Raw genomic sequence first — 22797 nt, 5'->3', positions numbered from 1 at the left:
GTTAATAATTCAGTTTGAACTGATATATCTGCATTTACTCCAGTAGCTTTAATAGTGTTTATTGATTCAGCAACACTTGTAGCAAATTGAATTACTGCAGGTAAAATTTGACGTTTTGCCATTTCAAGTGTTGTTAAGGCTTCAATATTTATAATCTTATTGTAGTTTTCAAGAGTAATTTCATAACGAGATTCTGCTTCTACTTTAGTTAATACTCCATGCTTTTCTAATACTGCTTGATTCTTTGGATTAATCATAGCTTTAGCAGCTTCTACAGTAGACTTAATATTTGGAAGTCCTCTTCTTTCAGCTTCAACAACCCATTCATCTGAATATCCGTTACCATTGAATATAATTTTCTTATGGTTCTTAACGATGTCTGTTAAAATTGCTTGAATTTCAGCATTTAAATCAGTAGCTTTTTCAAGTTTATCTGCAATTTCAGATAAAGTTTCAGCAACTATTGTATTTAAAACAAAATTACAACCAGCAATTGAAGCTGAAGATGGAACCATTCTAAACTCAAATTTGTTTCCAGTGAATGCAAATGGAGAAGTTCTGTTTCTATCAGTTGCATCTTTTGGAAGAGCTGGTAATGTATTTACACCAATAGTTAATTCACTTGCAGCTTTAGAGCTTGTAGCCGGACCTTTTTCTATTTGTTCTAATACATCTTCTAATTGATCTCCTAAGAATATAGAGATTATAGCTGGAGGAGCTTCATTAGCACCTAAACGATGGTCATTTCCAGCATTAGCAGCTGATACTCTTAATAAATCTGGATATTCATCAACAGCTTTTACTACAGCACAAAGGAATAAAAGGAATTGTTGATTTTCGTGTGGAGAATTTCCTGGTTCAAGAAGGTTCATTCCGTCATCAGTACCCATTGACCAGTTGTTATGCTTACCTGATCCGTTTACTCCAGCAAATGGTTTTTCATGAAGTAAGCAATATAAGTCATGCTTTGCAGCAACTTTTTTCATGATTTCCATTGTAAGTTGGTTATGATCAGTTGATATATTTGTTGTGCTAAATATAGGAGCTAACTCATGTTGAGCAGGAGCAACTTCATTATGCTTAGTTTTAGCTAATATTCCAAGCTTCCAAAGTTCTTCATCTAACTCTTTCATGAAATCAGAAATTCTTTGTTTTAATGTTCCGAAGTAATGATCTTCAAGTTCTTGACCTTTTGAAGGTTTTGCTCCGAATAATGTTCTTCCAGTTAAGATAAGGTCTTTACGAGCATCATACATTGCCTTGTCAATTAAGAAGTATTCTTGTTCAGGTCCTACAGTTGTGATAACTTTTTGTGTAGTAGTATTACCTAATGCTCTTAAAACACGTAGAGCTTGAGTAGATATAGCTTCCATTGAACGTAATAATGGAGTTTTCTTATCTAAAGCTTCTCCGTTATAAGAACAGAACGCAGTAGGTATGCATAAAGAATCATCTTTAATAAATGCTGGAGAAGTACAATCCCATGCAGTATATCCTCTAGCTTCAAAAGTAGCTCTTAATCCACCATTAGGGAATGAAGATGCATCTGGTTCACCTTTAATTAATTCTTTACCTGAAAATTCTAATATAACATTTCCATCAGAAGTTGGATTTATGAAAGAATCATGCTTTTCAGCAGTAATTCCAGTCATTGGTTGGAACCAATGAGTAAAGTGAGTAGCGCCTTTTTCAACAGCCCAATCCTTCATTGCAGCTGCAACAACGTCAGCAACCTCTAATTCAAGTGTAGTTCCTTGTTCAATTGTCTTTTTTAATGCTTTATAAGTAGCCTTTGGAAGACGTTCTTTCATTACGGCATCGTTAAATACATTTGAAGCAAAAATTTCGTTGATTTTGTTCATTAATAAAATCTCCTTTCAGATATACAACATTATTTGAATTGTTATTAACTAATTAAAATATTTAATAATTTAATAAAAATTTTAGATTATAAATATTAAATTGTCAACAAAAAAATATAGAATAAGACAGTAGATGACTTCCTTTTAAATACACATTTGGAATAAAATGCATGCAAAAAAATAAAAAGCTAAAGAATATTTTAATATTCTCTAGCTCCATTGCTAAAAATTTCATTTAATTAATATTCTAAACTGGTTATTACTAGGACATTTACTGCTAAGACTACCATAGTCTTACATACTATATATGTTATATTATACTATATTGTTAAAGATTGTTCAATACTGAACTCGATTTTTTAGGATAACCTAGTAAAAAATAAATTTTTCCATTTGAATAATAGGAATGGTATTTTATTACGTATAATGGATTTTGATTAGGTGAATATTGCTTAAAACCATAAATCTCAACTTATTTTATTATATAAATATCAATTATTCAATGATTAAATATTTACATTAAGTGAATTATGTCCGCATTCGGTCACTAAAAATTCTATACTTTCTTAGGCATCAAAAAACTCAGTCCATAAAATTAAATTTTTATATATAAATTAAGTATTAGTCTTCTTTAGTATCTATATCCTCATATTCAACATCAATAACTTCTCCATTAGTATAATTATCATTTGACTCTTTATAGCTATCTTCATTATCACTTCTATTATTAAAATCAAAATTGTTTAAATTCTTTTGTTGTTTCTTTCCTTTTGCAAATTCTACAATTTTCATAATGATATATGTTATTACTCCAAATAATAAAAGCCACGGAAGAATACGAATCAATATTGATCCCAATAAAAATACTATGCAAATTGTTCCAATAATATATATATACCTTGTAATATTTCCATTCATTATAATCAACCTCTGCATTACATAGTTTTTAGACATCTTAATGAAAATAATGTCCTACGACGCCTAATTTAGTTACAATTATACCTTAAGACTATAAAATTTACAATGTGTAACTTTTATAGACATAATGAACTTAAATCTTCTTTATGCTTCTCTGCTAGGCAAAAATTTATATATTATTAGAATTGTGATTACAAGTAATATTGTAACTACTAGTCCACCTTCTGGCCCAAAGCTACCTCCGTTAATTATATTAGGACTCAAGGTTTTTATAGTATATATAGAATCTGTAACATTTCCACTCACTAAAAAGCCAAAAACATCGCCTTGAAAGTAATTCCATGTTATATGATAACCTATGCACATCCATATATTTTTAGTTTTTATAAACAAATATCCCATGGATATTCCAAATAAAAATAAATTAATATATGCTATCAAGCTTATACCAGCATTCATAGAATGCATTAGTGCAAAAATTATTGATGAAACTACAATAGGAGCCCATGATTTTTTCGTTTGTTTTAAAATTGTCATACAATATCCGCGACTGAAAAGTTCTTCATTAATTCCAACAAAAATAAAAATAACTAATTGTAAAATTAATGCCTTAGAAAAATTCGGTTGACTAAAACTATTTACTAATTCCACAGACTTTGTTGACAACAATATAATTGCTACTATTGTAAAAGATAATGCTCCAATTAATAACCCAATACATAAATCTTTCCAACTGCTTTTTATATTGGTAAATCCAATATCTTTAATTTTTCTTCTGTCCCACATTTTCCAAAATAGAATTACAAAAAAAATTAGACATATACATTGAATCAACTCTAAACATACTGCTGGAAAATTGCTCATTCCTGAAAATTGGTCCCGTATATGATTCACATATTTAGGATCAGATAAAATTTCTGGATTCTTAGTTACAATAATCCAACTATATACCATAGTAAAAATGAATGAAACAATCAATGTTGTAATAATAAATGATAAAAAAAGAATTCCTATTTTCCACCCAGATCTTATTTGATTAATATCATTTTTTAAAACTTTCATTATTTTCTCCCATCTATTATTTAATTTTATAACTTTTGACTTCTCTTCAATATAAACATAGTTTTAAACTATATTCAAATATTTTATAGTTCTCTTAATTATTATAATTTCATTTTTCTAATTATAGAATAAAATATATTTAAATTTACCTTAAAAATAAATTTAATGAAAAATAATACCTCTAGGTATAAACCTAAAGGTATTACTTTTTATGAAATGATTTTATATGCAGCATAGCTGCTCTTTTCTAATGTGTATATTTTTATTTTCTTAAAAATTCATTAACAGCTATTCCTGCATGTATTCCTTCACTTATTGCAGTTACAACTAATGATTGACCACGTCTAGCATCACCTGTTGAAAATACTTTAGGAATATTAGTTCTGAAATCTGTTTCTTCTGCTTTTATATTAGTTCTTGCATCTAATTCTACTCCAAAAGCATCTTTAATGTAGCTTTGTGAGCCTGTGAATCCCATTGCAAGTAATACGAGTTCAGCTTTCCAATTCTTTTCTGATCCCTTAACTGGTGCTGGTCCGAATCTTCCGCTATCATCCTTTTTCCATTCAACTTTTACAGTATCAACACTTTCAAGATTTCCATCTTTATCTGCATGAAGAGCTGTAACTGTAGTTAAATATTCTCTTGGATCTTTACCATAAAGGTCTATAAATTCTTCTTGGCCATAATCAACCTTAAGAACTTTAGGCCATTCTGGCCATGGATTATTTTCAGCTCTTTCCTTAACTGGTTCTCCCATTATTTCGAATTGAACTAATGATTTACATCCATGTCTAAGTGAAGTTCCAACACAGTCTGTTCCTGTATCTCCACCACCAATAACAATTACATTTTTATCTTTTGCAGAAATATAATTACCATCAGCAAGGTTTGAATCTAAAAGACTCTTAGTATTAGCTTTTAAGAAGTCTACTGCAAAGTGAACTCCTTTAACATCTGATCTTCCTTCTGCTTGAAGATCTCTAGGCTCAGATGCTCCTGTTGCAAGAACTACTGCATCATATTCATCTAAGATTTGCTTTGCGTCATAGTTGTCACCAACATTTGCATTATTTACAAATCTAATTCCTTCTTCTGCCATAAGATGTACTCTTCTTAAGATAAGTTCTTTATCAAGCTTCATGTTAGGAATTCCATACATTAATAATCCACCTGGTCTGTCGCTTCTTTCGAATACAGTAACTTTGTGACCACATTTGTTTAATGTATCTGCTGCTGCAAGTCCTGCTGGACCTGATCCTATTACTGCAACTGTTTTTCCAGTTCTCTTAAGTGGAGGATTTGCTTTAACTGTTTTATTTTCAAAAGCAGTATCAATTATAGCTCTTTCATTTTCCTTTATAGCAACTGAAGGACCATTTAATCCTGCTGTACATCCAGCTTCACAAGGAGCTGGGCATACTCTTCCTGTAAATTCAGGGAAAGGGTTAGTCTTATTTAATCTTTCATAAGCTAATTCCCATTTTCCTCTATACACTAAATCATTCCATTCAGGAATCAGATTGTGAAGTGGACATCCTGATACCATACCTGAAAATAATACTCCTGATTGACAAAATGGAACACCACAATCCATACATCTTGCACCTTGAATGCACTGCTTTTCTAAAGAAAGTCTTTCATGAAACTCTTTATAATCTTTTAATCTTTCTTTAGGTTCTCTATTTTTACCTATTTCTCTATCATACTCTAAAAATCCCGTTGGTTTACCCATGTCAGTTTAACCCCCTAATTTCCTTTAATTTCTTGGAAAGTTTTAATTAATGCTTCGTCCTCATCACATCCAAGATTCTTATACTTTTCAACAGTTTCTATTACTCTCTTATAATCTTTTGGAATTATTTTATGGAATTTAGATTTTTCTGTTTCAAAGTTATATAATATTTTATTTCCTTTAGGAGAGCCTGTAACTTTTACATGTTCTTCAATTAAGTTCTTTAATTCTTCTTCATCCTCTAAGTTTAACTCTTCTAACAATATCATTTCTTCATTTAAATTTATTCTGAAGTTTGGATCTTCTTCATAAATGTAAGCAATTCCGCCACTCATACCTGCTGCAAAGTTAATTCCTGTTTTACCTAAAACAACAACTTTACCACCAGTCATATATTCTAACCCATGAGCTCCTACTCCTTCAACAACAGCAGTTGCACCTGAATTTCTAACACAGAATCTTTCTCCTGCAATACCATTTATAAATACTTTACCTGAAGTTGCACCATATAAAGCAACATTTCCAATTAAGATGTTATCTTCAGCTACAAATGTTGATTTCTTTGGAGGATATACTACAATTTTACCACCTGATAATCCCTTACCTAAGTAGTCATTAGCATCTCCTTCAACTTCAAAAGTTAATCCCTTTGGAATAAATGAACCAAAACTTTGACCAGCTGCTCCATTACATTTAATGCTTATTGTATCTTCTGGTAATCCTTTTGACCCATTTGCCTTAGTTATTTCAGATCCAAGAATAGTTCCAAGGGTTCTATTCGTATTAGTTATGTCAATTTCTAAATTTGTCTTTTCCTTATTTTCTATAGCATTTTTAAATTTGTCTAAGAATACTTTTTCATCTAATACTTTATTTAACTTAAAGTCATACTTCTTAGTTTCATCAAATTTAACAACTTTACCTTTATATTTATCTGGAGTATAAAGTATAGAACTTAAGTCAATACTCTTAGCTTTCCAGCCATAAGCACTTTCTCTTTGTTTAAGTCTATCTACTCTACCAATCATTTCATCAAGTTTTCTAAAGCCAAGCTTAGCCATGATTTCTCTAAGTTCTTCAGCTATGAAGTACATAAAGTTAACAACATATTCTGGTTTTCCTTTAAATCTCTTTCTAAGTTGTTCATTTTGAGTTGCAATACCTACAGGACAAGTATCTAAATTACATACTCTCATCATAACACAACCAAGTGCTACAAGTGGTGCAGTTGCGAATCCAAATTCTTCTGCTCCAAGTAATGCTGCAATTGCTACATCACGTCCGCTCATAAGCTTACCATCAACTTCTACTCTAACTCTTTCTCTTAAATCGTTAAGTAATAAAGTTTGATGTGCTTCTGCAAGTCCTAATTCCCAAGGAAGTCCTGCATTTTTAATAGAGTTCTTAGGTGATGCACCTGTTCCTCCATCATATCCTGAAATTAATATTACTTCTGCTCCACCTTTAGCAACACCAGCAGCAACAGTACCAACTCCACATTCAGAAACTAATTTAACAGATATTCTAGCTCCAGTATTTACATTTTTCAAATCATAAATTAATTGAGCTAAATCTTCTATTGAATAAATGTCATGATGTGGTGGTGGTGATATAAGTCCAACACCTGTAGTTGAATGTCTAGTTTTAGCAACCCATGGATAAACCTTAGTTCCAGGTAATTGTCCACCTTCCCCTGGTTTAGCCCCTTGTGCTAATTTTATTTGAAGTTCATCTGCATTAACTAAATACTCTGAAGTTACACCAAATCTACCAGATGCAATTTGCTTTATTGAAGATCTTCTAGAATCTCCATTTGCATCTAAAGTCCATCTTTCAGAATCTTCTCCACCTTCACCAGTATTAGATCTACCACCAATTCTATTCATTGCTATAGCAAGTGCTTCATGAGCTTCCTTAGAAATTGATCCATAAGACATAGCTCCTGTTTTAAATCTCTTAACTATCTCTGTAACTGGTTCAACTTCATCTAGTGGGATTTCCTTAGAATTATAATTAAATTCTAATAACCCTCTTAAAGTTATTTCTGCCTTTTCGTCATCTATTAAAGAAGTACATTCTTTAAATAATTCATAGTTTCCTGTTCTTGTTGCTTCTTGAAGTTTATGAATAGTTAATGGATTATATAAATGCTTTTCTTGCTCATCACCAGATCTAAGTTTTTCATATCCTGGTGAGTCTAATGTAAAGTCAGCTGCATATGTTTTTTCTCTAAATCCATTAGTATGATTCATTTCTGCTTCTTTTTGTATTTCTTTTAACCCAATTCCACCAATTCTGCTTACAGTATTAGTAAAGTACTTATCAATTACTTCTGTTCCTATACCGATAGCCTCAAATATTTGAGCTCCTTGGTAAGATTGAATTGTTGAAATACCCATTTTAGAAAGTATCTTAATTATTCCCTTAAGTACTGCTTTATTATAGTTATAAACAGCCTTGTCATATTCTACATTAAGTAATCCTTCTTCTATTAATCCTCTTAAAGCTTCGTAAGCCATGTATGGATTTACAGCTGATGCACCAAATCCAATTAAAGTAGCAAAATGATGAATTTCTCTTGGTTCTCCACTTTCTAGAATTAACCCTACTGATGTTCTTGTTCCCTTTTTAACTAAATATTGATGAAGTGCTGATACTGCTAATAATGATGGTATTGGAACCTTAGCTTCACATACATTTCTATCAGATAATATTAATATAGTATATCCTTTTTCATATGCATCTTGAGCTTTTTCAAACATTTCATCTAACGCATTTTCTAAAGAACCACCTTTATCAAACACGATATCTATAACTTTTGATTTTAAGTTTCCACCGTTAAGAGCTTTTATTTTCGCTAACTCTTCATCATTTATTATTGGTGAATCAAGTTTAAGTAATTCACAATTTGTAGGCTTATCTTCTAATATATTTCCTTCTGGCCCTATGTAAACATTAGAAGCTGTAACTATTTCTTCTCTAATCGCATCTATAGGTGGATTAGTTACTTGCGCAAATAATTGCTTGAAATAATTAAATAATGGTTGAGCTTCTTTAGATAATACTGCTACTGGTACATCTACACCCATTGCTGCAAGAGGTTCTGCTGCACTGTCAGCCATTGGAAGCATAGTTGTCTTTACTTCTTCATAAGTATATCCAAAAGTTTTTTCTAATCTCTTTCTAGTTTCCTTATCATATTCAATTCTAAATTTCTTACCATCTTTCATTTTATCTAAAGTAAGTAAATTTTCTTTTAACCATTCTTCGTAAGGATTTTCAGCTGCATAAGAATTTTTTAATTCTTCATCATCTATAACTTCTTTCTTAACTGTATCTACAAGTAACATTCTACCTGGCATCAATCTATCTTTCTTTTCAACAATTTCAGCTGGTATATCTAATGCACCAACTTCTGAAGAAAGAATAAGTCTTCTATCCTTAGTTATATAATATCTTGACGGTCTTAAACCATTTCTATCTAAAACTGCACCAACTTTTTCACCATCTGTAAATACGATAGCTGCTGGACCATCCCATGGTTCCATTAGTGTAGCATTATATTCATAAAAAGCTTTCTTTTCTTTACTCATAGTTTTACTCTTATACCATGGTTCTGGTATTGCCATCATAACTGCTCTAGTTAAGTCCATACCATTCATATATAAGAATTCTAAATTGTTATCAAAAATTGCAGAGTCTGATCCTTCTTTATTTATAATAGGTAACACTCTGTTTAATTCTTTTCCAAGTACTCTAGATTTTACATTTGTTTCTCTAGAATAAACCTTATTTACATTTCCACGTAGTGTATTGATTTCACCATTGTGAATCATTAATCTGTTTGGATGTGCTCTTTCCCAGCTTGGGAATGTATTAGTACTATATCTTGAATGCACTAATGCTAAAGATGTTTCAACTCTTTCATCTTCTAAGTCTTTATAGAACTCTCTCAATTGCGTAGATAAAAGCATACCTTTATATACAATTGTCTTTGATGAAAAAGATGCTATGTAGAAAGTTTCATTTAAGAATTTACTTATCCATCCTGCTCTTTTTTCTATGTTTCTTCTAACAATATATAATTTTCTTTCAAATTCTTTTCCTGTTTTTATGCCATTAGGTTTCTTTACAAAAGCTTGCATTATTGCAGGCATTGCTTCTAAAGATGCTTTTCCAAGTATTGAAGGATTTGTTTGAACTTCCCTCCACCCAATTAATTCAAGACCTTCTTCTTTTGATATATCTTCAAAAAGGCTCATAGCTTCTTTTCTTGCCTTTTCTTCTTGTGGTAAGAATACCATAGCAACAGCATAATCACCTTCAGATCCTAGTGTCAATCCTTTTGATTTAAGTTCTTCTTCAAAGAACTTATGAGGTATATTAAATAATATACCGGCTCCATCTCCAGTATTTTCATCAGCACCAGTACCGCCTCTGTGTTCTAATTTTTCTAATATAGTTAAACAGTCTGATAAAATTTCATGAGACTTTTCACCATCAATGTTTACTATAGTTCCAATTCCACAAGCATCATGTTCAAAACTTGGATTATATAACCCTTGTGCATTCGGAATATTGTTTTCCATTAAAATTCCCCCTTGAGATAATAATATATTCATTTGTAATTTTTGTATGTTACATGTTCTTGGTTGCACTTAATAAGTTCCTAATTATGCTTCGCACTCTTTTCAGCACTTCGTGCTTTTTTCATATGTGTATATTTATTATAGCAAAATAACGAGTAAAAATATCATTTTTTTCAATATAATCACTCGCATATTCACTTTACAATTTATTCTGATTCACTCAATATTAAACTAGCAATATCCTTCATTCTTTTTCCAGAATCCATACTTATTTTTTGCATATATCTAAATGCTTCATTCTCTGTTAGTCCTGAAGTTGACATGAGTTGACCTTTAGCTTTTTCTATAAGCTTTCTATCCTCTAGCGTATGTTCTAACTTTTCAACCTGATCTCTTAATTTCTTAATTCTCTTTTTACTTTGAAATATTAAATCAATAGCATTTGTTAAGAGTACATTAGAAATTTTAGTACCAATACAATATATATCAGTATCCTCTTCTATAAATGACCTATAAGGTTCATTTACAATAGCTAAAAAACTAGTTGTATCTACTAATGTTTCATAAACATCTAGCAAACTCATATCCTTAAATTTATATCCAACTAAGACTAGGTCTGGAGAATATTGCCTAACTAATCTAATTAATTCATTTCCTGAAGTACATAATCCTATAATGTCATAGCCCTCTTGCACTAGTAAACTCTTTAATTTATTTGCTGTCTCAATATTGCTTAAAGCTATAATAATTTTCCCATTTTGAGTCATTGCAATCCCCACCTTAAATAAGAGTAATTACCAATACCAGATTAATATCTATTAAGATAGTTATTTATTTCCCAGTCATGAACATCAATTCTGTACTTATCCCATTCAGCAGCTTTTACTTCAACATAATTATTAAATATATGCTCTCCTAAAGCTTTCTTGGCAAGTGAGCTTTCTTTCATGAAATTAACAGCTTCATATAAGTTGTTTGGTAAATTATCAATTCCTTGAGTTGCTCTTTCTTCGTCAGTCATTTTAAATATGTTAGCTTCTACTTGAGCTGGTGGTTGCAAATTTTCTTTAATACCTTCTAATCCAGCTTGTAAAAGGCAAGCTAATACTAAGTATGGGTTAGAACTTGGATCTGGACATCTTAATTCTATTCTAGTTCCAGCTCCACGAGCCGCAGGTACTCTGATTAATGGAGTTCTGTTTTTACAAGACCAAGCTAAGTAAACTGGTGCCTCATATCCTGGTACTAATCTCTTGTATGAATTAACTAAAGGATTAGTTACAGCTGCAAGTCCTTTAATATTCTTTAATAATCCAGCAATGAAGTTATAAGCTATTTGGCTTAATCCATTTGGATCTTTTTCATCAACGAATGCATTTTTTCCATCTTTAAATAATGACATATTAACGTGCATTCCCGAACCATTGATACCAAAGATTGGTTTTGGCATAAATGATGCAAATAATCCATGTCTTTGAGCAATAGATTTAACAACCAATTTAAATGTCATAATTCTATCTGCTGTAGTTAACGCATCATCGTACTTAAAGTCAATTTCATTTTGACCTTCTGCAACTTCATGGTGAGAAGCTTCAATTTCAAATCCCATGTCTTCTAAAGCTAAAGTCATATCACGTCTAGCATTTTCTCCTAAATCTGTAGGTGCTAAATCAAAATATCCACCTTTATCTTGAGTCTTAGTTGTTGCATTACCATTTTCATCAGTTTCAAATAAGAAGAATTCACATTCTGGTCCAACATTCATAGTATATCCAAGTTCTTGAGCTTCTTCTAAAGCTTTCTTTAATACATATCTTGGATCTCCATCAAATGGTGTTCCATCTGGTCTATAAACATCGCAAATCAATCTTGCAACTTTACCTTGTTGTGGTCTCCATGGGAATATTACAAAACTGTCTAAGTTTGGTCTTAAATTCATGTCTGATTCTTCAATTTCAACGAACCCTTCAATAGATGATCCATCGAACATACACTCATTGTTTAGCGCTTTTTCTAATTGCTTGTCTGTTATTGCTACATTTTTTAAGGATCCCAACATATCTGTAAACTGAAGTCTTATAAATTTAACCCCATTTTCTTTGACTAAGTTAATAATATGTTCCTTTGTGTACTTTGCCACTTTACATTCCCCCTTTTTGTTTTAAAAAAGGCGCTCAATAAATAGGTATAACCATCTATTGAACGCCTTTGCTCAATTCATATAATAATGAAATTATATACTACTATTTCTAACAAATCAAGTCATTTTCTAAAAAAATAAACATTTTTGTTGTAAAAACTTTAAAATCTAAAGAAATGAATGACATATTCTTTATATTTTAAAGTTTTTGAAATAATATCCCAAGCACTTTTGTTCTAAAATTAATATATTAAAATAAATTCTGCAGAATGTTATTTTATAACGAAAAAACGAAATCAATAAGAAACATTTCCCCATGACTCCGTTGCCAAAATATATAAATTTATATTTTCATAATATAAATCAATATATATCATGCCAATCATTATAGGAAAACTTTTCATTCCTAATGTTAAATTTTTTTCATTTTCAATCTTAATTATATTATATGACTTATTAGATATTTAATACTTTATTTTTTTCTTTAATTGTGTATTATAAACTGTGCATTAAAAAATCATTGGAACTTGTATTACTTCAATTGATAAATAATTATCTTGAACATTCTTCGATAAATTGCTACAATCTTATATATAAAATTTATCCGATAGCTAGCATCCGTAACAACTCCTCTTCCTAAAGTCAGATGATACAAAATCATTTTTATGAGGAAGTTAACTAGTATGCATGAGTTAACTAAATTTGAGTAACTAAATTAGAGGAAACATGACTCATTCTCACTCGCTGTGGAAGTTCACGTAACCAAATATAAAATTTGGACTTTCACTTCAAATTTGGACTCTTACTTATCTGCTTAAGTTAGAGATAACGGCTGTACGTTCCTGGATAAGTTCTTCTAAGCTTCTGGTTGAGAAATATTAATTACATTCCTATTAAGAAAACTCCACCTGAAGCTAAGAATCACTTTATAAAATACATATAAATATGGGGGCTATAATTATGAATACAATTGTAACAAAATTTGGTGGAAGTTCGCTAGCAGATGCTAATCAATTTAAAAAAGTTAAAGATATAATATTTTCTAACTCTGAAAGAAGATATGTAGTGCCTTCAGCACCCGGTAAAAGAAATTCTAAAGATTCTAAGATAACTGATTTATTATATCTTTGTCATGCTCATGTATCTGCAGGAATAGCTTTCGATGATGTCTTTAATCATATAAAAGATAGATACTTTGATATTGTTAAAGATTTAAACTTAGATTTCAATATTGGCGAGCATTTAGATATCATAAAAAAGAATCTTGAAGAAGGGGCTTCAAGTGATTATGCTGCAAGTAGAGGAGAATACTTAAACGGATTAATCCTTGCTAACTACTTAGGTTTTGAATTTATTGATGCTAAGGATGTTATGATTTTTACTACTGATGGTTCTTTAGACTCTAAAGCAACAAATTCAGCACTTAATTCTAAATTATCTAAAATTTCTAAAGCTGTAATCCCTGGATTTTACGGAGCAGATAAGGAAGGTAATATAATCACATTTTCAAGAGGTGGTTCTGATGTTACAGGAGCTTTAGTTGCTGCAAGCATCAATGCTGATCTTTATGAAAATTGGACAGATGTTTCTGGTTTCTTAATGGCAGATCCTAGAATAATTGAAAATCCAAAACCAATAAGTAAAATAACTTATACAGAACTTAGAGAACTTTCTTACATGGGTGCTTCAGTACTACATGAAGATGCAATATTCCCAGTAAGAGAAATTGGTATTCCAATAAACATTAAAAATACAAATAAACCTGAAGATGAAGGTACATTTATAGTAAAAGATACAGATATTTCTACGAAGCCAACTACTATAACTGGTATTGCTGGCAAAAAGGACTTTACAGTAATTTCAATTGCCAAGGCATCTATGAATTCAGAACTTGGTTTCTGTAGAAAGCTACTATCAATTCTTGAACAACATAATATTTCATTTGAAAATATGCCTTCTGGAATAGATACAGTATGTCTAGTTATTTCAGATTCTCAATTAAAGCATAAGAAAGAAGCAGTATTAGATGAAATAAAAAGAACTTGTAACCCTGATAGCATAGATATACATCCAAACATGGCTATGATTGCAACTGTTGGACGTGGAATGGCTAAGCAAAGAGGAACTGCTGCTAAAATATTCATAGCTCTTTCAAATGCTGAAATTAACATAAGAATGATTGATCAAGGTTCTAGTGAAATGAATATCTTAGTTGGTATAGAAAATGATAATTTTGAAAAAGGAATTGCTGCAATCTATAATGCTTTTAACTAAAATATAAATTCACAAACTACCGAAATAAAGGGTACTCTATTGTGACCGTTACTAAGAATATTAATATATCACGTTCTCCTACTCTAATATATGAAGCGAGGCATAGTTATGATAGATAACTACACCTCGCTTTTTAGTTTTAAGCATATGAATTATTTTTATACTACTTCATTAGATTTTTTCATTTTGCTTTTTAAAAACTCAATAACAACTGGCAAAATTGAAATTACTATTATCGCTATAATTACAATCTCAAAATTCCCTTTAACTACTGGAATATTTCCAAAGAAATATCCTAAAGCTGAAACTCCTAATACCCATAGAATTCCACCTACTGCATTAAACGAAATGAACTTTTTATATTGCATTTTACCTATTCCAGCTACAAATGGTGCTAATGTACGAACTATTGGAATAAATCTTGCAAATATTATTGTTTTTCCACCATACTTTTCATAAAATGCATTAGTTTTATCAAGATGTTCTTGTTTTATAAGTTTTCCTCTACCAATTGTAATAAGCTTATTTCCAAAAAATCTGCCTATTTCATAATTTACTGTATCACCTAAAATTGCTGCAACCATCAAAATTCCTATTAATGCATATATATTAAGCATTCCTTCCACTGACAATGCTGCTGCTGCAAATATTAGAGAATCTCCTGGTAAAAATGGTGTTACTACTAAACCTGTTTCTAAAAATATTATAACAAATAATATTAAATATGTTTCAAATCCATAGTTATTTATTACCATTCCTAAATATTTATCAAGGTGTAAAAATATATCTATTAGATAAACAAATGTATCCATCATTAATTCCTCCCATACGTTAAAATATCATGTTGACTTATTTTATCACATATGGTTATTATACATTATTAATTGATAAAGTAAAATTAAGATTTCATTAAAATTGAACATATAAAAAATAATGAGTCAAAAAATGCAATATACGACGACTAATCTTAAATGTTCCATTATCAAATTATAATTTCCTTGTTATTTAAAAGAATTTCTTTTCTTTTTCTCTTATCTTCATACATTCTTTTATCTGCAAAACTTAAAAGTTCTTCAAAAGTTTGTCCATCTTTTTTATATCTTGAATACCCTATACTTACTTGTGTATTTTGTTTGTGAAAAATATGTGAAACACGATTTTTTATTAAAAATTTAATATCTTCTATTTCTTCTTCAGTTATATTTTCCACAAGTGCAACAAATTCATCGCCTCCAGTTCTCCCTATGAATCCGTTTTTACCTATCTCATCTTTTATAATCCTAGCTGCATTAATTATATATTTGTCACCTTTTAGATGTCCAAAATTATCATTAATTATCTTAGTTTTATCCAAATCAAAAACCATAATATAAAAAAATTCTTGAATAGCAATCTTTTTTTGGAAAACCTTTTCAAACCCCATTCTATTATATAATCCTGTCATTGAATCATTATGTGCACATTCATTAAGAGTTGTCATAATCTCTACCATATAATTGCTCCACAGTATTATATATACTACAAATATAATTGCTCCTGCTGTAAAACATATTGGAATCAAATTTGCGAATTTCCTATCTATTATATTTGATATCACATCAAAAAATGTACCAAGATTAATCAGCCCTAATCCTATGAACATTAAGAATGGTAAGTACTTTCTATGATTAAATTTTTTTAAAACACTAAAATTAATCCATACCATGTAAATAAAAAGTATTGATACAAATACAAATACTATTAATTTTCTGAACTCAATCATTAAAAACTATCCCCTTTTTCAATGCACCATATTATTCTCTCTAGTAATAAAAAATATTAAAACATAAACTCTATAAACTAATTCTACTCATACACATATAACATAATGAAAATTTAATTACTATATATTATACACTAATTAAGATCAGTTTTGTGAGTTAATTTAAAAAGTTTCATTTTTACTTAAATATTGGAATGGATGATTTTGCAATAAGAAAGGGTCATACTTATAACACTGGAATTCATGATTTGCGTAATGGAACACTACTTGAAATAATTCCAGGAAGAAAGCTTGAAGAACTTAGAAAACATAAAAATATAAATCCAAACCTTTTTGAACTTGAACCTTTGTAATATCCAATTTTTTACATCCCCAAACTGTCAAGAACACATTTTGGCGTTGAGCCTATATCCCACATCAAACTTTTCTTAAACAAAAACTCCACTAAATCTGCATTTAGTGGAGTTCTTGTATTTTGTAATTTTTTACTTATTTCAGTAGGTGACAGTCACCCTAGTTCCTAAAATAAATCAGGTTGAACTAATATATTTAAATTAACAGGTTTGGAATTTATTTCATCTTCATCTGCTTTTGCTGTTACCTTAACTTTCTCAATTTTGTCTTGAGTAGTTTTATATGGAGTAACAGTATATACTATTAAATATTTATGACCGCTTTCCATTGTAAGACCTGTCAAATTAATTTTTCCAGTATTATTCAACGTTACTACTGTAGGCGAAACATTTGTGTCAATTGTGTCATTATCTGAATCTGAAATTTTATACATTTTAAATTCTATAGTTCCTTGTTTAATTCTTGATGTATCCGTACTCAAATTTATTGCTGGATTTGATGAATTAGCCTCAACTATCATAGCTAATGTTACTGGAATTTTATCTGTTACAGGAATTCCATTTGTTACAGGATTTCCATTTGCATCTTTTAGATCTTTTTCCTCTGTTATATTAGTACCATTGCCATTATATAAACCATGTGCTGAAATAATACTTGGTACATAAATATTAGTTACTGAATAGCTTTCTATTTCTGATTTATTTCCAGCTGCGTCTGTTCCTCTCGCATAAATTGTACAGTTTTCTGTAACATCAAATGAACCATTATACGCTTGCCATTCTCCTCCATCAATTCTATACTCTTTTATTGCAGAATCAATTGAGTAATTTATAGTAATAGTAACTTTATCGTTTGTAATTGTACCATTTGATGGATTTCCAATTATAACTGGTGCTGCTGGTGCTACTGTATCTATTGTTAAATTTACTGTATTTGATACTGCACTTATATTTCCTGCTAAATTTTGTTGCTTTGCTGTTATTGGATGCGTTCCATCTGATAGTGCTGTAGTCAATGTAAGACTCCAAGTACCATCTGATTGCACTAGTGCCGTACCTATTGCTGTTCCATTATCATATACCGTTACTGTTGCTCCTGCTTCCCCTGTTCCTTTTATTGTTGGCTTATTGTTATTTGTTATTGTTCCATTTATTGGTGCTGTAATTACTGGAGGTGTTGCATAAATATTCTCAACATCTATAGTTTGTACTGCCACATTTCCTGAATTATCTGTCGCATATACAGTATAAACTCCATTAGTATTAACATTAAAAGTTGACTGCACTGTCGATTTACTACCACTAATACTGGAATCATAAATACTTGTACCACCCGCGGTAAAATAATTTATTGATCGATTACCTGTTGCGTATTTTATTGTTTTAATACTATTTCCATAACCTGATGCACTAGCATTAGCGGTTATTGTTACATTTCCATTTGTCAATACTGTAGGCATAGGATTCTGAGTTAATGTTAATGTTATGTCTGTTTTATTAATAAATGTAACTGAACTATCCTGAACAGGAAGTCCTACGTTTCCTGATAAATCAGAATAATTAGCAATTTGTACATTAATTGGTCCTGTCTGAGTTATCTTATCACCACTAGAGTTAATTGAACCATCCGCTGCTATCTTAACAGTTGCTGTATAATTATTATCAGAAGTCTTTGTGTAGGATGTTGGATTCGTAACATATCCATCTAATAATATTTGTGGATTTGCTTGCAATGTTTCACTAGCCTTGAAAGTTATAGTTAGAGTATTTCCTAGATCTGCTTTTTTATTATCCATAGAATAATCCGATACAACAGACAAATTACTAATTGTAGGCGGAGTTTTATCAATTATAAACGGACCGTATAAACCTGAAGTTGTACCTTCACCACTTACAAATTTAGTAGCAATATAGTAAATTCCATCTTGAGTAGGGAATGGAATTCCAGAAACATCTCCAAAATATGCTCCAGGAATGGTGCCAGGAGTTGTTGTTTTACTTGAATAAAAATAATTTTGTGGTACATTTGACCAACTATTATTAAGTGCGTCACTACTACTTTGGCTGCTAAATTGATACACTGGAGTAAATGCACCTTCGGTAGGACATCCTTCATACCATTCCATATATATTGGATAATAAGAATTAGCTGTAAGATATATAGGATTATTCTTAGTTCTATTAAAAGCAGATTTAATAGACCAATCATTAACAAATTCTTTTGTCTCACCGTTTACTATAAGATATCCATAGGCTCCATCATCTGAATATGCACCTAGGTTATAATAACCAGATTGTGACGGTGAAAAATATCCCCAAAATTTCATTGCTTTCCAAGCAGCATTTTTAGTAGGTTTACTATAAGCATTACTCCAAGGATTCCATACATAATACGTAGAAGTTTTAGTAGTTTTATTTGTAGTTTTATCACTATAAATTGTTTGGTTTGACAAAAATGCATTGCTTCCTGGAAGAGTATAATTAGGTATATCACTATCTACAGTTGCATTTTGAACAAGCATAGTAGAACTAAGTGGTGTTCCAAAGCTCACATCTCTTGATAACTGTGCAGTGCTACTAGCAGTACTAGGATTACCTGCATATACATATTGCATAGTGCTAATTGTTCCTCTATCACCTATATCATTTGCATAAGCATCATGACTATTAGGTGCTGGTAAATTTATATTGGTCATTGTTGAATCCTGTGGAAACTGTGGTACAGTAGTTAAATTACCAGCTTGGACAAATTGATATTTTGCCATGGTTGCATTAGTAAAATTGTATGAAATTTTAGCAGTTGCATTTGCTGCCAGTCTTACAGGATTGCTAAATATATTGTCACTTCTTGTGCCTCCATTGTTTGTATATTTAGGTATGCTCTGATTAGATGAATCATTAACACCTATAGTCAATCCCGTAGTTGCTGCCGATACTTTAATTCCTGTAAATCCCATTGACCATATCATCATTACTACCAAAAAGATACTTATAATTTTTTTGTTTTGTTTTACTGTTCTTTTCATAATGCCTTCCTCCTTTTTTTACTTATTTCTAAAAGCAACCCTAAAATCAACAGACTGTTCAATATTGCTATAGCCTTTTTCTTTTCTTAATATAATAGTAAATTCAATTGAATTAACATTTTTTAATGTATTTGCTTTGGCATCAGTAATTGTATTATTATCTAACATAACACTCTTTACATTACTTGAAATTAATTTACCATCTACCCAAAGTTTATATATTTTGCTTCTTCCATCTTTATAGACACTACCTGAATCTTTTTTCTCAATTGTAAATGGTCTTAAGTTTCCATCCTTATCATATGAATTAATTGTTATATCATTAATTTCATTAGTACCACTATTTTCTACCGTCACAGCTTGTGCCGTAGTAGCCTGCATTCCAATGTCGCTTATTTTTTCTTGAATCGCTTGTCCATCCATTTGCAATGTTGATTTAATGTCTGAATCAGAAAAAACCTTATTACCTGTAATAAACATAGAACTTGTAATTCCTAATACAATTACTGTTAATGCTAATACAATTATCATTTCTATCAGTGTAAAACCAGGCTTTTTCTTTTTCACAGCCAATTCTCTACCTCCTTATTTAATGATTTTCCATAACTCATTTTGTAAAAATTTCTTCAAATCATAATTTGAACTTGAGTCTTCTGTAGTTGGTTCAGTAGAACTTGAAGCACTATCTGTATCAGCCCAAATACTTTCACCAAATACAGCTTTAAAAGTATTTAAATTTTGTGCTTGAACTCTCTCTATAACCCCTTGATCATAAGTTATTGTTACATGGTTTCCATTAATATCTAAATTGCCTTCAGCAATAATACATCCTTTAATAGTAACTCCAGATTCAATAGAAACATTTCCCGCTGTTGCTATAACAGCATTTAAAATATAACTATCACTATGATTTCCTACATATATCGTTATAGTATTTGAATCAGCATTCTCTATTTCATCTTCACTACCAGAACCTTGCTTAATTTTTATTTCCTTGTTCTTATCTCCATTAAAAATTGCATATTCACCTTTATTTTGCTGATTTTCTAATATGTTTGATGTAATATTTGCAGTATTAATTAATGAATCACCAGAAATTACTCTTGCATTGGTATAATCATATATATTAGCATCTTGACCAAATTTATATGCATATTGTGCAAATTCTACTCTTTTGCTATATATGACTCCAGTCTGTGATTCCAAATCTCCTTCATAATGAGACGGAATTACTTGTGTATCTCCTCCATCCTTATTCTGATAAACTATAACACCACTAGACCATATGTTATTCTGGTTGATACTCCCATCTAAATTATGAGGCCAAATTATTCCTCCTGCATTTGCATTTGGAATTTTCCCATCCCAATAAGCTCTAAAATGATTTTCTTTTTGTTGTTGAGCTGTTTCTGGATCTGGCGGTGATAGTAATTGCAATGGATTATCATATTTAAACTGTTCTGTTCCAGTAATACCAAATTTACTTTTTTCTTCATCTGTTAAAGGAATACAATAAGCTATATAATTTCCTTTAACTGCTCCTGACTCTGCCGTTTGATAGTCACCATCAGTTGCAATATGTGCTGTTCCCATAAGATATGCTGACTTTTCAATATTAATTGATGAACTATTGTTTCCATTAACTATTATACTACTAGATGATTGTGCTTTATCATTAATATTCTCATCATTAATTCCATATAAATGTCCTATATTTATAGTCGCATTATCAGCATTTAATGCTAAATCATTATTTATTATTACATTATTGCTTATATTTAATATAGTGTTTCCACCAGCCAAAGAACTATTATCCTTTTTGCCTACATATATATTTCTAGCATATATATTCTCCCCAACAGTTGTCGTGACATTTGCGCTTGCAGGTGTTGTAGTATTTTGAATGTTAAAAGTCCCTCTCGTAATTACATTATTTTTAAAGTTCACATCACCACTATTATTCAATGTTATTCCACCAAAATACTTTCCATATACCTTATTATCACTTGGGATAGTATCAGGAACATCTTTAACAAATATATCACCGCTAACAGTTAATCCTGTTACATTATTTACATTCATATCTCCAAAAATAGTTAATGCTCTGTCTTTAGTAGCTAAATATTCTTTTAAATCTCCACTGGAATTTTCAAAATATATATCCTTATAATTAGGAACTGATACTTTATATTGCGCTTTAAGCTGTCTTTTATTAGTTTCATTATTTTCTTTATCTCTTTCAGTATAAAAGTCTGAAGTAACCAACACATCATAATACTGCTCTCCATATACACTAAATGTTACAGTTTTACTATGTTTTCCACCATCTGATGTACTGTATATTCCTTTTGTTTCATTTGAACTTCCCGGACCACTAATTTCTGCTTTAAGTTCTGGTGAATTTCCACTCTTATTTACAATACCAAATTCTATAGTCTGCTCCGGCTTATCTGTATCTATATTTTCAGAAGTAATTTCACTAACATATTTGTGGTGATTTATTGAGTCTTTAAGTTGTGTATCAGGTACATTTTCACTGTCACTAACTTCAGCTGTTTTGTTAATAAAATTTCTAAACGCTCTTTTAAATTCTTCATCACAAAGAATATTCTTTATATTTTCATCTTCTTCTATTAAATTCTTTTTTTTCACTATATCCTTATTTATATCACTTTGAGACCTTGTCACTGAAGGGCTTTCAGCCTTTAAAGTAGTAATATCTGATTTTAATTGATTAATCTCATCCTCTATATCTTTATATTTATCGTTATACGGACCTTTATTGGTCTCGTTTTTTAATTCCTCTACTTTCCAATAACCATATTTAGTTGCAGCATCAAAAGTTTTTCCTATTACATTATATGCAACATCTAATCCCGAATCTGAAGCATACAAATTTTCGACTCTTTTACTTTCTGTAACTCTCGCCTTATAATTGCCAACTACCATTGATAACATAGCTGTTGATACTGTAAATAAAAACATAAATACGATTACTACTACAATCAAACTAGCTCCTTGCTTTTTTCTTCTCATAACCTCACCTCCTATCTAAAAACTTTAATAATATATTACA

14 protein-coding genes are annotated in these 22797 nt (G+C 30.4%); 2 read left to right on the top strand and 12 right to left on the bottom strand.

Features of this window, described 5'->3' with window-relative positions:
• From LLF98_RS07385 to glnA, 7 genes are all read right to left on the bottom strand, one after another.
• On the bottom strand, positions 1-1862 hold a 1862-nt coding region (locus LLF98_RS07385), incomplete at its 3' end, for a glutamine synthetase III (RefSeq protein WP_291702343.1).
• 621 nt (positions 1863-2483) lie between these two features.
• Positions 2484-2780, bottom strand: a complete 297-nt coding sequence (locus LLF98_RS07380; protein ID WP_291702341.1) for a hypothetical protein — start codon at positions 2778-2780, stop codon at positions 2484-2486.
• 144 nt (positions 2781-2924) lie between these two features.
• On the bottom strand, positions 2925-3842 hold the full coding sequence (locus tag LLF98_RS07375) for a CPBP family intramembrane glutamic endopeptidase (protein ID WP_291702339.1): 918 nt from the start codon (positions 3840-3842) through the stop codon (positions 2925-2927).
• A 262-nt stretch (positions 3843-4104) separates the two neighbouring features.
• Positions 4105-5577 carry a glutamate synthase subunit beta gene (locus LLF98_RS07370; protein ID WP_291702337.1) on the bottom strand — a complete coding sequence of 491 codons (1473 nt, stop codon included), beginning with the start codon at positions 5575-5577 and terminating at the stop codon, positions 4105-4107.
• A gap of 14 nt (positions 5578-5591) precedes the next feature.
• A complete protein-coding gene (gltB, locus tag LLF98_RS07365) occupies positions 5592-10166 on the bottom strand; it encodes a glutamate synthase large subunit (protein ID WP_291702335.1) in 4575 nt (1524 codons plus the stop codon).
• Between the two features lie 206 nt (positions 10167-10372).
• Positions 10373-10933: an ANTAR domain-containing protein gene (locus LLF98_RS07360; RefSeq protein WP_291702333.1), complete on the bottom strand. Its 561-nt coding sequence runs from the start codon at positions 10931-10933 to the stop codon at positions 10373-10375.
• Between the two features lie 41 nt (positions 10934-10974).
• Entirely contained in the window at positions 10975-12306 is a 1332-nt protein-coding gene (gene glnA, locus LLF98_RS07355; protein ID WP_291702331.1) for a type I glutamate--ammonia ligase, read from the bottom strand.
• 960 nt (positions 12307-13266) lie between these two features.
• Here glnA and LLF98_RS07350 point away from each other — a divergent pair.
• Positions 13267-14580 (top strand): aspartate kinase, encoded by a 1314-nt coding sequence (locus LLF98_RS07350; protein WP_291702329.1) that lies wholly within the window; start codon positions 13267-13269, stop codon positions 14578-14580.
• A 158-nt stretch (positions 14581-14738) separates the two neighbouring features.
• On the opposite strand, the gene LLF98_RS07345 is transcribed toward LLF98_RS07350, so the two are convergent.
• Both LLF98_RS07345 and LLF98_RS07340 read right to left on the bottom strand, forming a co-directional pair.
• A complete protein-coding gene (locus tag LLF98_RS07345) occupies positions 14739-15392 on the bottom strand; it encodes a DedA family protein (protein WP_291702349.1) in 654 nt (217 codons plus the stop codon).
• A gap of 170 nt (positions 15393-15562) precedes the next feature.
• The gene (locus tag LLF98_RS07340; protein ID WP_291702328.1) at positions 15563-16342 is read right to left on the bottom strand and encodes a GGDEF domain-containing protein; all 780 of its coding nucleotides are present in this window, start codon (positions 16340-16342) and stop codon (positions 15563-15565) included.
• 194 nt (positions 16343-16536) lie between these two features.
• Here LLF98_RS07340 and LLF98_RS07335 point away from each other — a divergent pair, with 194 nt between their 5' ends.
• The gene (locus tag LLF98_RS07335; protein ID WP_291702326.1) at positions 16537-16695 is read left to right on the top strand and encodes a transposase; all 159 of its coding nucleotides are present in this window, start codon (positions 16537-16539) and stop codon (positions 16693-16695) included.
• A 167-nt stretch (positions 16696-16862) separates the two neighbouring features.
• Here the strand turns inward: LLF98_RS07335 and LLF98_RS07330 are convergent, their stop codons facing one another.
• From LLF98_RS07330 to LLF98_RS07320, 3 genes are read right to left on the bottom strand one after another with little or no spacing between them, the layout of a single operon-like run.
• The gene (locus LLF98_RS07330) at positions 16863-19721 is read right to left on the bottom strand and encodes an Ig-like domain-containing protein (RefSeq protein WP_291702324.1); all 2859 of its coding nucleotides are present in this window, start codon (positions 19719-19721) and stop codon (positions 16863-16865) included.
• 18 nt (positions 19722-19739) lie between these two features.
• Positions 19740-20288, bottom strand: coding sequence for a prepilin-type N-terminal cleavage/methylation domain-containing protein (locus LLF98_RS07325; protein WP_291702348.1), 549 nt, complete (start codon positions 20286-20288; stop codon positions 19740-19742).
• 18 nt (positions 20289-20306) lie between these two features.
• The gene (locus LLF98_RS07320) at positions 20307-22757 is read right to left on the bottom strand and encodes a hypothetical protein (RefSeq protein ID WP_291702323.1); all 2451 of its coding nucleotides are present in this window, start codon (positions 22755-22757) and stop codon (positions 20307-20309) included.
• Between the last annotated feature and the right edge of the window lie 40 nt (positions 22758-22797).

The sequence above is a fragment of the Clostridium sp. genome, assembly GCF_021372645.1.
Lineage (GTDB): Bacteria > Bacillota > Clostridia > Clostridiales > Clostridiaceae > Clostridium.
The sequence above is the reverse complement of the archived record's forward strand: the minus strand, read 5'-3'. Positions and strand labels throughout refer to the sequence as shown.

Coding starts and splice junctions, on each gene's coding strand:
- LLF98_RS07380 (WP_291702341.1), bottom strand. CDS start 2,780: ATGAATGGAAATATTACAAGGTATATATATATTATTGGAACAATTTGC.
- LLF98_RS07375 (WP_291702339.1), bottom strand. CDS start 3,842: ATGAAAGTTTTAAAAAATGATATTAATCAAATAAGATCTGGGTGGAAA.
- LLF98_RS07370 (WP_291702337.1), bottom strand. CDS start 5,577: ATGGGTAAACCAACGGGATTTTTAGAGTATGATAGAGAAATAGGTAAA.
- gltB (WP_291702335.1), bottom strand. CDS start 10,166: ATGGAAAACAATATTCCGAATGCACAAGGGTTATATAATCCAAGTTTT.
- LLF98_RS07360 (WP_291702333.1), bottom strand. CDS start 10,933: ATGACTCAAAATGGGAAAATTATTATAGCTTTAAGCAATATTGAGACA.
- LLF98_RS07350 (WP_291702329.1), top strand. CDS start 13,267: ATGAATACAATTGTAACAAAATTTGGTGGAAGTTCGCTAGCAGATGCT.
- LLF98_RS07345 (WP_291702349.1), bottom strand. CDS start 15,392: ATGGATACATTTGTTTATCTAATAGATATATTTTTACACCTTGATAAA.
- LLF98_RS07340 (WP_291702328.1), bottom strand. CDS start 16,342: ATGATTGAGTTCAGAAAATTAATAGTATTTGTATTTGTATCAATACTT.
- LLF98_RS07335 (WP_291702326.1), top strand. CDS start 16,537: ATGGATGATTTTGCAATAAGAAAGGGTCATACTTATAACACTGGAATT.
- LLF98_RS07330 (WP_291702324.1), bottom strand. CDS start 19,721: ATGAAAAGAACAGTAAAACAAAACAAAAAAATTATAAGTATCTTTTTG.
- LLF98_RS07320 (WP_291702323.1), bottom strand. CDS start 22,757: ATGAGAAGAAAAAAGCAAGGAGCTAGTTTGATTGTAGTAGTAATCGTA.